At 74.3% G+C, this 9,747-nt stretch carries 14 protein-coding genes; 7 read left to right on the top strand and 7 right to left on the bottom strand.

What is annotated here, in order from left to right:
- Nucleotides 1-57: 57 nt before the first annotated feature.
- Together ABZ452_RS10880 and ABZ452_RS10885 are read right to left on the bottom strand one after the other, a co-directional pair.
- Entirely contained in the window at nt 58-1,404 is a 1,347-nt protein-coding gene (locus ABZ452_RS10880; protein WP_357941239.1) for a pitrilysin family protein, read from the bottom strand.
- Nucleotides 1,401-2,693, bottom strand: a complete 1,293-nt coding sequence (locus ABZ452_RS10885) for a pitrilysin family protein (RefSeq protein ID WP_357941241.1) — start codon at nt 2,691-2,693, stop codon at nt 1,401-1,403. Before ABZ452_RS10885 ends, ABZ452_RS10880 begins: the two co-directional genes overlap by 4 nt.
- 81 nt (nt 2,694-2,774) lie before the next feature.
- On the opposite strand from ABZ452_RS10885, the gene ABZ452_RS10890 reads away from it, so the two are divergent.
- Nucleotides 2,775-3,497, top strand: a complete 723-nt coding sequence (locus ABZ452_RS10890; protein WP_357941243.1) for a phosphodiesterase — start codon at nt 2,775-2,777, stop codon at nt 3,495-3,497.
- Here ABZ452_RS10890 and ABZ452_RS10895 read toward each other — a convergent pair.
- Nucleotides 3,464-3,679 carry a hypothetical protein gene (locus ABZ452_RS10895; protein ID WP_357941245.1) on the bottom strand — a complete coding sequence of 72 codons (216 nt, stop codon included), beginning with the start codon at nt 3,677-3,679 and terminating at the stop codon, nt 3,464-3,466. The genes ABZ452_RS10890 and ABZ452_RS10895 overlap by 34 nt on opposite strands.
- Before the next feature lie 264 nt (nt 3,680-3,943).
- On the opposite strand from ABZ452_RS10895, the gene ABZ452_RS10900 reads away from it, so the two are divergent.
- The 3 genes from ABZ452_RS10900 to ABZ452_RS10910 are packed head-to-tail and all read left to right on the top strand — an operon-like array spanning nt 3,944 to nt 5,553.
- Nucleotides 3,944-5,029 carry a 3-deoxy-7-phosphoheptulonate synthase gene (locus tag ABZ452_RS10900; protein ID WP_357941247.1) on the top strand — a complete coding sequence of 362 codons (1,086 nt, stop codon included), beginning with the start codon at nt 3,944-3,946 and terminating at the stop codon, nt 5,027-5,029.
- A 49-nt stretch (nt 5,030-5,078) separates the two neighbouring features.
- Nucleotides 5,079-5,303, top strand: a complete 225-nt coding sequence (locus ABZ452_RS10905) for a hypothetical protein (RefSeq protein ID WP_357941249.1) — start codon at nt 5,079-5,081, stop codon at nt 5,301-5,303.
- A gap of 40 nt (nt 5,304-5,343) precedes the next feature.
- A complete protein-coding gene (locus ABZ452_RS10910) occupies nt 5,344-5,553 on the top strand; it encodes a hypothetical protein (RefSeq protein ID WP_357941251.1) in 210 nt (69 codons plus the stop codon).
- A 60-nt stretch (nt 5,554-5,613) separates the two neighbouring features.
- Here the strand turns inward: ABZ452_RS10910 and ABZ452_RS10915 are convergent, their stop codons facing one another.
- The 3 genes from ABZ452_RS10915 to ABZ452_RS10925 are packed head-to-tail and all read right to left on the bottom strand — an operon-like array spanning nt 5,614 to nt 6,807.
- Nucleotides 5,614-6,153 carry a DUF1360 domain-containing protein gene (locus ABZ452_RS10915; protein WP_357941253.1) on the bottom strand — a complete coding sequence of 180 codons (540 nt, stop codon included), beginning with the start codon at nt 6,151-6,153 and terminating at the stop codon, nt 5,614-5,616.
- A 31-nt stretch (nt 6,154-6,184) separates the two neighbouring features.
- Nucleotides 6,185-6,508 (bottom strand): hypothetical protein, encoded by a 324-nt coding sequence (locus ABZ452_RS10920; RefSeq protein WP_357941255.1) that lies wholly within the window; start codon nt 6,506-6,508, stop codon nt 6,185-6,187.
- Nucleotides 6,508-6,807, bottom strand: a complete 300-nt coding sequence (locus tag ABZ452_RS10925; RefSeq protein WP_313718536.1) for a DUF6158 family protein — start codon at nt 6,805-6,807, stop codon at nt 6,508-6,510. Before ABZ452_RS10925 ends, ABZ452_RS10920 begins: the two co-directional genes overlap by 1 nt.
- Nucleotides 6,808-6,929: 122 nt before the next feature.
- Here ABZ452_RS10925 and ABZ452_RS10930 point away from each other — a divergent pair, with 122 nt between their 5' ends.
- Together ABZ452_RS10930 and ABZ452_RS10935 are read left to right on the top strand one after the other, a co-directional pair.
- On the top strand, nt 6,930-7,352 hold the full coding sequence (locus tag ABZ452_RS10930; protein WP_357941257.1) for a hypothetical protein: 423 nt from the start codon (nt 6,930-6,932) through the stop codon (nt 7,350-7,352).
- 25 nt (nt 7,353-7,377) lie between these two features.
- Nucleotides 7,378-7,707, top strand: a complete 330-nt coding sequence (locus tag ABZ452_RS10935; RefSeq protein WP_357941259.1) for a DUF3817 domain-containing protein — start codon at nt 7,378-7,380, stop codon at nt 7,705-7,707.
- 9 nt (nt 7,708-7,716) lie between these two features.
- Here ABZ452_RS10935 and ABZ452_RS10940 read toward each other — a convergent pair whose 3' ends face one another.
- Nucleotides 7,717-8,235 carry a DUF6232 family protein gene (locus tag ABZ452_RS10940; protein ID WP_357941261.1) on the bottom strand — a complete coding sequence of 173 codons (519 nt, stop codon included), beginning with the start codon at nt 8,233-8,235 and terminating at the stop codon, nt 7,717-7,719.
- 498 nt (nt 8,236-8,733) lie between these two features.
- Here ABZ452_RS10940 and ABZ452_RS10945 point away from each other — a divergent pair, with 498 nt between their 5' ends.
- Nucleotides 8,734-9,702, top strand: coding sequence for an NlpC/P60 family protein (locus tag ABZ452_RS10945; RefSeq protein ID WP_357941263.1), 969 nt, complete (start codon nt 8,734-8,736; stop codon nt 9,700-9,702).
- Nucleotides 9,703-9,747: the final 45 nt, after the last annotated feature.

Below are 9,747 nucleotides of genomic sequence, written 5' to 3' on the forward strand. Positions count from 1 at the left end.
CCCGCGGCCCGGGCGCACGCGACCGCTGGGCGCGACGGGAATCACATCCCCGGCCGGTCAGGACGTGTGGTCGACCACCTCGCCGAGGCCGGCGGCCACCAGCTCGTCCCGGATCACCGCCGAGTCGCCCTCGACGACCAGGGTGAGCGACTCCGGGTGCAGGTGGGCGGCGGCCGCCGCGGAGACCTCCTCGACGGTCGCGGCGAGCAGCGCCTCGCGCAGCCGGGCGTGGTAGTCGTCCGGCAGGTCGTGCACGACCAGCGTGGTCAGCGCCGAGGCGATGGCCCGGGGGCTCTGCAGCTCGACGGAGAGCTGGCCGGCCCGCCAGGAGCGCGCCACCGCCAGCTCGTCCTCGGTCACCCCGGTCAGCCGGGTACGCGACACCTCGCCGACCGCCTCGACCAGGGCCGGCGCGGTCACCGCGGTCTGCACCCCGGAGCTGATGGCGAACCGGCCGAACCGGCGGGACGAGGCGAAGTCGCCGCGGATCCCGTACGTGTAGCCGCGCACCTCGCGGATCAGGTGGTTGAGCCGGGAGGTGAAGGCACCGCCGAGCACCGTGCCGGCCAGCGTCATCGGCACGTGGTCCGGGTGGGCGCGGTGCGGCGACGGGTGCCCGAGGCGGAGCGTGGACTGCACCGAGCCGGGCCGGTCGACCAGGATGATCCGCCGCCGGTCGGACAGCGGCACCTCGATCGGGCCGCCCTTGTCCGCCGCCGCGCCGCCGGCCCCGGTGAACACCGTCGCGGCGAGCGCGTCGAGGTCGATCCGGTCCAGGTCACCGGCGACGATCAGCGTGCCGGGGCGGATGAACCACTCGGAGTGGAAGACGGTCACGTCGTCCACGTCGAGGCCGGCCACGCTCTCCGGGTCGCCGTACATCGGGCGGCCCCAGCGGTTGTCCGCGCCGAACAGCTCGGCGCGCAGCACCGCGTCGGCCCGGGGGCCCGGGTTCGCCCAGTCCATCCGCAGGGCGGTCACCTCGTCGTCGCGGACCCGCCGCACGTCGGCCGGGTCGAGCTTCGGCGTCCGCACCGCCTCGGCGAGCAGCTCCACGGCCGCGCTCAGCCGGTCCACCGGCACCTGCACGCTGACCTGGAACGAGTCCCAGTCCAGGCCGGTCACCAGCTCGGTGCCGAGCGCCTCGATGGCCAGGGCGTACGCGGTGGCGTCCCGCTGCGCGGTCCCCTCCTCCAGCGCCTTGGCCAGCACCCCGCCGAGCCCCTCCTTGCCGACCGGCTCCCGGCCGGCGCCGCCGTCGAGCAGCAGCAGCGCGACGGCGAGGTTCTGCCCGGGCAGGTGCGCGGCGACGACCTGCCCGCCGGCGGCCGACCGGCGGACCACCTGCGGGAACCGGTACGGGCGGGCGGCGCCCGGCCCGGGACGGGTGGCGATCAGCGTCATGAGGTCTCCTCGGGCTGGTAGGTCAGGGTCGCCCGGTCGGCCGCGCCGAGCAGCTCGCTGGCCTGCTCGGCGATCTGCTCGGCGGTGACGGCGAGCCAGGCGGGCAGCCGCTCGCCGGCGCTGTTTGGGTCGCCGAACTGGGTGGCGTACCGGCCGAGGGTGTCCGCCCGGCCGTCCACGGTGGACATCTGCCGCCACCACATGGTGCTCAGCAACGCCTTGGCCCGGTCCAGCTCGGCGGCCGTCACCGGCACGGTGGCCAGCTCGTCGACCACCTCGGCCAGCCCGTCGCGCAGCCGGTCGGCGGACACCCCGGGGCGGGCCGTGGCGGTCGCGATCAGCGGCGCCGGCGCGTGCGCCAGGTCCACCCCGTACGCCCCGACCAGGTCCGGCTGGGCGATCCGCTCGCCGTCGGCGAGCCGCTGGTAGAGCCGGCTCCCCCGGCCGCTGCCCAGCACGGTGGCGAGCACGGTGGTCACGTCGTAGCCGGTGGTGCCGAACGGGTGGGTGCGGTGCGCGACGTAGACCCGGGGCGCGGGCACGTCGGCGGTGACCGTCTCCACCGCGGGCCGGCCGGTGGCGGGGACGGCGCGCCCGTCCGGGGCCGCCGGGATGTCCTCGCGCGGCGGCAGCCCGCCGAAGTACTTGTCGGCCAGCGCGAACACCTCGGCGGCGGTGGTGTCGCCGACGACGGTCAGCACGGCGTTGTTCGGCGCGTAGAAGGTGCGGTGGAACGCCTGGAAGGTGGCCAGGTCGGCGGCGTTCAGGTCGGCCATCGAGCCGATCGTGGCGTGGTGGTAGGGATGCCCGGGCGGATAGAGCAGCGGCAGCAGCCGCAGCCAGGCGTCGCCGTACGGCACGTTCTCGTAGCGCTGGCGGCGCTCGTTCTTCACCACGTCCCGCTGGTTGTCCAGCGTCTCCTGGGTCAGCGCGGGGACCAGCCCGCCCATCCGGTCGGCCTCCAGCCAGAGCGCCAGCTCCAGGTGCTCGGCCGGGACCGTCTCGAAGTAGTTGGTCCGGTCGGGGTTGGTGGTGGCGTTGAGCGAGCCGCCGGAGCCCTGGATGAGCCTCATGTGCTCGGTCTTCGCCACGTTGACCGAGCCCTCGAACATCAGGTGCTCGAAGAGGTGGGCGAAGCCGGTCTGACCCGCCGGTTCGTGGCGGGAACCCACGTCGTACCAGATGTTCACGGCGACGGCGGGGGCGGTGCGGTCCTCGCTCACCACCACGCGCAGACCGTTGTCCAGTCGGGTCGTCTCGATCGGCCAGGGGTAACCGCTGTCGGGCATGGCACGACGCTATCCGATCTCGCGGGTGGAAAGGTGACGTGCGGGGAGCATCGTCGCCGCGCGCCGGGGTACTCGCCCGGCATGCCCACCCCCGCATCGTCCGCGGTCGAACGCGCCGCCCTCCTGCTCGCCCGGCTCCGGCGTGCCCGGCTGCTGCATCCCGCCGGCCGCACCTTCTCCGCCGAGGCGATGATCTGGGGTACGCCGGGCCCGCCGACCGGCGTGCCGCTGCTCGACCTGCCCGGCCGGTGGCCGGCCACGGTCCGCCTGTCGAAGGGCGTGCCCACCCCGGGACGCTGGCCGGACGTGCTGGGGGTGGGGATCCGCCTGCACCGCGACCCGGAGCCGCCGGTGGATCTGCTGGCCAGTTCCAGCGCCGCCGCACCGGTGCTGCGCCACCTGCCGCTGCCCCGCCGCGGCTTCACCGGGACGTACACCTCGATCATGTCCTACCGGGCGGGCCGGCGGCGGGTGTACCTGGCCGTGCTGGCCGACCCCGACTCGCCGGAACTGGGCCGCGGCCTGGCCGAACTCCCGGCGGCGGCCGGCGACGACGGGCCGCGGCTGGTGCTCGCGGTCGCGTCCGCGGTCGGGCCGTGGCGGCCGTTCGGCGAGGTCCGGCTGGGCGGCCGGCGCGGCGCCCCGGAGGACGCCGCGCTGGCCTTCGACCCGGTCGGGAACGTGCCGCCGGGCCTGCGGCTGGCCGGTCCGCTCGCCTGGCTGCGGGACACGACCTACCGGGGCTCGCGGCGGTCCCGGGGCGCCACCGCTCAGTCGGGGGGCTCGACGGGGGTGACGGTCTGATCGGAGGTCCGGTGCTCCAGCACCGTGTCGGGGGCGGCGTTGCGGTCCTCCTCCCGGATGTCCGATTCGGCGAGGATCGCGTCGGCCTGCGCCTCCGGGTCCTCGCTGCCCACCGCCGCCTCCTCGGGCAGCAGGTGGGCGCGGGACTCGATCCGGTCCTGGTCGCTCTGGTGGTGACTCATGCAGTCCCCATACCCCCGCCGGGCCGCGGCGTACCCGGCGAGCGGGTGGGACCCGTCCCTGGCGTCGGGTACGCTGGCGGGCGTGACGCGGTCGTATCGATGGTTTAGGCAGCCGGCTGGAGGAGCCGGTGACTCGACCATGAGCTGACGTCACTTCCTCTTCGAGCCGGCCGGGCAGGGATGATTCCCTGCCCTTCTGCATACGAGCAGCCGGCTCGATCCCGGGCGCCGGCCCCGGGCACGGTCGGCGGAAGGAACCCCACCGTGACGACCCCGGACGCCCATCGGGTCATCGACCAGCGGATCGACCGTGTCGTGCCGCTGACCACCCCCGCGCTGCTGCACCACCACCTGCCCCTGGAGGACTCCCTCGCCGAGGCTGTGGTGGCCGGCCGGCGTGCCGTCGGCCGGGTGCTGGACCGCGCCGACGACCGGCTGCTGGTCGTGGTCGGCCCCTGCTCGGTGCACGACCCCGCCGCCGCCCTGGAGTACGCGGGCCGGCTGCGCCAGGTCGCCGACCGCCTCGCCGACGACCTGCTCGTGGTGATGCGGGTCTACTTCGAGAAGCCACGCTCGACCGTGGGCTGGAAGGGCCTGATCAACGACCCGGGCCTGGACGGCTCGGGCGACGTGAACACCGGCCTGCGCACCGCCCGGGCGCTCCTGCTCGACGTGCTGCGGCTGGGCCTGCCGGTGGGCTGCGAGTTCCTCGACCCGATCACGCCGCAGTACATCGCCGACACGGTGGCCTGGGGCGCGATCGGCGCCCGGACGGTCGAGAGCCAGGTGCACCGCCAGCTCGCCTCCGGCCTGTCCATGCCGATCGGCATGAAGAACCGCCCCGACGGCAGCATCGCCACCGCGGTGGACGCCATCCGGGCGGCCGGCGTGCCGCACGTCTTCCCCGGCATCGACGTCTCCGGCACCCCGGCGATCATGCACACCCGGGGCAACGCCGACGGTCACCTGGTGCTGCGGGGCGGCGGTGGCCGGCCCAACTACGACGCGGAGTCGGTGGCGGGAGCGCTGGACCTGCTGCGCGCGGCCGGACTGCCCGAGCGGGTGGTGATCGACGCCAGCCACGCCAACAGTGGCAAGGACCACCGCAACCAGCCGCTGGTCGCCGCCGACGTGGCCGCCCAGCTCGCCGCCGGCCAGCGCGGCATCGTCGGCATCATGCTGGAGAGCTTCCTCCAGCCCGGCCGCCAGGACCTCGACCCCACCCGCGAGCTGGAGTACGGCAGGTCGGTGACCGACGCCTGCATCGGCTGGGACACCACGGCCGAGGTCCTCGACCACCTCGCCCAGGCCGTCCGCACCCGCCGCGCCACCCTCCCCACCCCCGCGTGAGCGGCGGCTGGGGACGTTTGACCGATTCGGGCCCGGGTAGCTGGTCGGCGTGACCGACGACGCGCCCGTGACCGAGCAGCCGGACACCCGGCAGCTCGACGAACTGCTCGACGACATCTTCCGTGGCCAGGAGCGGATGAGCCAGGCGGACATCTACCGCCGGGCGGTGTCCGCCGAACTCCCCGCCGACCTGCTGTCCCGGATCGACGCGCTGCCCGAGGGCGAGTACGCGGTCGACGAGGCGGCCGACCTGCTCGGCGGGACGGTGGCCTGAGCCACCGGCGAGGCGGCCCGAGGACGGAGAGGACAGCGCCATGACCGACCGCAACGAGGAACAGGAGCACCCTCCGGCCCTCGGCCAGCCGCCCGAGGGCACGGACACGCTGCCGGAATCGGACTTCGCCGGGGAGCACGACCAGACCGCGGTGTCCGACGACGTGATCACCGGTGAGGACCGCGACGAGCGGGAGCCGGAGGCGTCGCGCGGCTGGGCCGGTGAGGACCACGGCACGACCCCCACCTGAGACCGGGAGAAGGCGAGAGGGGGCCGGCGCGTCGCGCCGGCCCCCTCTCGCGTCGTGCGGTCACTCCTTCCGGTGCCCACCCTCGGCCGCCTGCTGGGCCACCGCGTACCCCATCTGGAGGAAGTCCGAGGCGGCCACCGCGGTCAGCGCGGTGGCGACGAGCCGGGTCAGCCGGGGGGCCAGCACCAGCCCGCCGGTGAGGCCGGTGGCGACCCAGACCGCCAGGCAGAACGGGCAGCTCAGCAGCTCGCCGACGGCGTGCCGGGTGGGGCTGCCCTGGTCACGGACCTGTTCCATCACCTCGCCGCTGCCGATCGGGTGGTCGTACCGGGTGAACGGCGCGCGCAGCGGGCTGGTGATCGCGTCCTTGGAGAGCAGCCGGCTCAGCTTGTGGGTCGCGATGGCGAGCAGCACCACGTCCGAGGGCGCGGGCCGCTCCGGCACCGGGCGCCCGGTCGCCTTGACGAGGCCGACCAGCGACGCGGTGACGGCGCCGTACGTGCCCATGGCCGCCAGGTAGCCGCCCAGCGGGCGGTACTCGTGCGGCGCGTACGCCTGGCGCAGCCGCGCCACCTTCTGTTTCAGGCCACTCCCGGTCACCCGGCCTCCTCGTCTCGTCGTGGCGCCCGGCTCAGCCGGCGTTCAGGTTGTCGGACACCTCACGGGCGAGGTTGGACAGGATCTCGTCGGCCATCCCGTGGTCGGTGCCGGTCAGGTCGAGCCGGACCCGGGCGCCCCCGGCGTCGGCCGGCTCCACGTCGATGTCCGCCGACCAGCCGGCGGACTGGGAACTCCAGCGGGCCCGCATGTCCTCGGCGTCGACCACCTCCACCTGGTGCGTGCCGGAGCGGCGCAGTTCCTCGGGCAGCCAGGCCGATGACCGGTCCGGGTCGGTGGCCGTGTTGAACACGACCTCGGGCGGCGCGGACATGCCGCGCTCGGCGTGGTTGCTCATCAGGCGTCCCGGAGTCGGCTCGGGTCGACCTCCCGGCCCGGGTTCCGGGCCAGGTACTCGGTCTCCAGCTCGGCGGTGCGGCGCAGGTGGTTGGCGAGCGCCGAGTCGGTGGCGTGCCGGAGGGTGTCCAGGCGGGTCCGGTGCAGGCTCTGCATCTCCCGGATCAGGTCCTCGTCGCCGAGTTCGGCGGGGTCCACCCCGAGCAGCTCACCGTCGACCTCGTGGGTGCGGGCGTGGTCGCCGTCCCACTCGGTCACCCGCTGCTCCGGGCTGGCGTCCCGGCGTACTGATTCGGTCATCGTCGCCCCCTCGTCTCGTTCGGGCTGGCGTCTAGACGGATGCCCAGCCGGGGTGTCACCAAACCCGACCCGGCTACGACACCGCGTCGGAGACGGCCGGTGGGCCCGGTACCCTCGATGGCATGAAGCGGCTCTGGACACCGGCGTGGATCGCCCGCCACGTGGCCATGGTCGTGCTGGTGGTGGGCTTTCTCGGGCTGGGCTGGTGGCAGGTCACCCGGGCCGCCGGGGGCAACACGCTGAGCTTCGGTTACGCGATCGAGTGGCCGGTCTTCGCGGCCTTCGTAATCTTCGTCTGGTGGCGTGAGCTGCGGCACACGCTGCGGGCCGAGCGCGAGGAGCGGACCACCACCCCGGCGCCGCCGGCGGCCGACGGCGCCGAACCGGCCGTCGCCACCCCGGCGGTACGCCGGCCGGTGCGGGTCAGCCGGGTGCCGGTCGCCCCGACCGGCGGGGCCGACGACGGCGAACTGGCCGCGTACAACCGCTACCTTGCATGGTTGAACGCCAACCCGGGCGCGAGGCCCGGCGACTATCCCGGCTGAGGCCGGTGCGGAAGGACGGACGACGGTGGGCGGAGCCTTTACCCGGTACCGCGTGATCGCCTGGATCGTGGGCGTGGCGCTGGTGGTGCTGGTCCTGATCGGCATGCCGCTGAAGTACGGCTTCGACAACCCGACCGTGGTGGCCGTGGTCGGCACCGCGCACGGCTGGCTCTACATGATCTACCTGGCGCTCACCTTCGACCTGTCGCGCCGGGCCGACTGGCCGCTCAAGCGGATGCTGCTCGTGATGCTCGCGGGCACCGTGCCGTTCGTCTCCTTCTACGCCGAGCGCCGGGTGAGCCACTGGATGGCCGCCGAGCAGGCGACGCGGACCCCGGAGCCGGTGGCCGGCTGACCCGGCGGGTCAGCGGTTCGGCCGCCACGCCTCGGCCGCCGGCGGGGCCGTCCAGCCGCCGTGACGCGCACCCTCCCGGGCGCGTAGCAGGGCCCGGGTGACCTGGCCGAACTGCCGCTCGTTGTCGCTGCTGAACAGCAGCACCTCGGTGCCGCGGACGCGGCCCCACAGCTCGTGCGAGGGGGGCCGCCAGCGGTCCCCGATCAGCACGAGCAGCAGCGGCAGCAGCCCGACCGCGCCCAGCGTGAGGTACGCCGCCGCGGTGAGCCGTTGCAGGCCGCCGGTGAAGCCGAGCAGCACACCGACCGCGCCGATCAGGGCCGCGGAGACGGCCACCGCCCGGAGGGCGAGCCGGTCGTGCGGGCCGCGGGCGGTCCAGAGCTGGGTGATGTCGGCGATCGGCCAGCTGTTGCGGCCCACGGTGAAGCGCTCGCCGGTGACCACGATGCCGGGCCGGGCGTAGAGCAGGGTGGACGCGACCGCGCCCGGCGACCGGGGCGGTCGGGTGGTGGAGCCATCGGTCTGCATGGCGGCCTCCCGGGGGTTCGCGGGCCGGGACCGCCGGCGCGCGACGCCCTTGCCGCGCGGCGGGATTCCCGGACTCCGCGCTTCATTGTGTTGCGGGCGCGCCACCCGGGCCGGACGTTTTCCCTGCCCAGGGGCCTGCCGCCGGGCAGATGCCGCGCCGGGAAACAGGAGTGATTTCCGTCTTTGTCATGACTTTGCGGCGCGTTGCCTGGCGACATCCGCCCAGAACGACGAATCGGGCCACTGGTGCGATCCGCCCACCCGGCTCCGGCGCCACGACGCCCCGCCCGCGAACCGGTCACCAAGCGTCACCGGCACCAGCGGCACTTCCTGGCACTTTGCCAACTTTCGCCCCTGCTTCAACTCCCCGTCACTCCGGTCACGGGTTAGGTTGGGCAGGCCGGTCCGGTCGACCGCCATCCAGCCGGATGGCCCCGGGCCGGTGTCGCCGGGTGGCACGCCCGCGCCGGCGAGGTGTCGGAGAGGAGCTTTCCGCTCTTGTCGTCCTTACGGATCCTGCTGCGCTCGCTGGCGGTGGCGGGCCTCTCGGCCGCACTGCTCGCCCCGGCGTCGGTGGCTCGGGCCGAGCCCACCCCCGCCGAGCTGACGAAGCAGATCGAGAAGTCCTCGACTGAGCTGGAGCGAATCGTCGAGTCGTACAACAAGCTCAACGAGGAGATCAAGGCCAACAAGGCCACCGCGGCCGCGTTGCAGGCCAAGATCGGCCCGTTGCAGGAGCAGGCCGAGCGGAGCCGCGCCGACGTCGGCGCCATCGCCGCCACGGCCTACAAGACCGGGGGCATGCGCACCGTGCAGGCCCTGCTGGAGCCGGGCGGGCCGGCCACCCTGCCGGACCGGCTGGGCACCCTGGACCAGTTGACCCGCCAGCGGCAGCAGACCATCACCGGCTTCACCGAGAGCCAGCGCCGGCTGATCGACCAGAAGACCCGGCTCGACGCCACGCTGGCCCGGGAGGCGGCGCAGGCCAAGCAGCTGGTCGCCGGCAAGAAGAAGATCGAGGCGGACCTGGCCCGCCTCTACGAGCTGCGCCGCAAGGCGTACGGCCGGGCCACCGAGGCGCCCGCTCGGTCCAGCTCCGCCGGCAGCGCCCCGGCCATCTCCGGTTCCGCCGGTGTGGCCGTGCGCTACGCCTACGGCGCGATCGGCAAGCCCTACGGCTACGGCGACGACGGCCCCGGCAGCTACGACTGCTCCGGGCTGACCCTGGCGGCCTGGCGGGCCGCCGGCAAGTCCCTGCCGCACAACGCGGCCATGCAGTGGGACGCCACCTCCCGGATCAGCCGCGGCTCGCTGAAACCCGGCGATCTGGTGTTCTACTCCGGCCTCGGGCACGTGGCCCTCTACGTGGGCAGCGGCCAGATCATCGACGCGCCCAGCGCGGGCCGCAACGTCAACAAGCGCGACATGGACATCATGAGCATCGCCGGCTACGGCCGCGTGCGCTGACCCGGACGGCGAACGGCCGGCGTCCCCCTATCGGACGCCGGCCGT

The sequence above is a fragment of the Micromonospora sp. NPDC005707 genome (genome assembly GCF_040631005.1).
Lineage (GTDB): Bacteria > Actinomycetota > Actinomycetes > Mycobacteriales > Micromonosporaceae > Micromonospora.

What these genes read in the sequence shown, in the direction of transcription:
- ABZ452_RS10880 (WP_357941239.1), bottom strand. Translation starts at nt 1,404, where the DNA reads ATGACGCTGATCGCCACCCGTCCCGGGCCGGGCGCCGCCCGCCCGTAC.
- ABZ452_RS10885 (WP_357941241.1), bottom strand. Translation starts at nt 2,693, where the DNA reads ATGCCCGACAGCGGTTACCCCTGGCCGATCGAGACGACCCGACTGGAC.
- ABZ452_RS10890 (WP_357941243.1), top strand. Translation starts at nt 2,775, where the DNA reads ATGCCCACCCCCGCATCGTCCGCGGTCGAACGCGCCGCCCTCCTGCTC.
- ABZ452_RS10895 (WP_357941245.1), bottom strand. Translation starts at nt 3,679, where the DNA reads ATGAGTCACCACCAGAGCGACCAGGACCGGATCGAGTCCCGCGCCCAC.
- ABZ452_RS10910 (WP_357941251.1), top strand. Translation starts at nt 5,344, where the DNA reads ATGACCGACCGCAACGAGGAACAGGAGCACCCTCCGGCCCTCGGCCAG.
- ABZ452_RS10920 (WP_357941255.1), bottom strand. Translation starts at nt 6,508, where the DNA reads ATGAGCAACCACGCCGAGCGCGGCATGTCCGCGCCGCCCGAGGTCGTG.
- ABZ452_RS10925 (WP_313718536.1), bottom strand. Translation starts at nt 6,807, where the DNA reads ATGACCGAATCAGTACGCCGGGACGCCAGCCCGGAGCAGCGGGTGACC.
- ABZ452_RS10930 (WP_357941257.1), top strand. Translation starts at nt 6,930, where the DNA reads ATGAAGCGGCTCTGGACACCGGCGTGGATCGCCCGCCACGTGGCCATG.
- ABZ452_RS10940 (WP_357941261.1), bottom strand. Translation starts at nt 8,235, where the DNA reads ATGCAGACCGATGGCTCCACCACCCGACCGCCCCGGTCGCCGGGCGCG.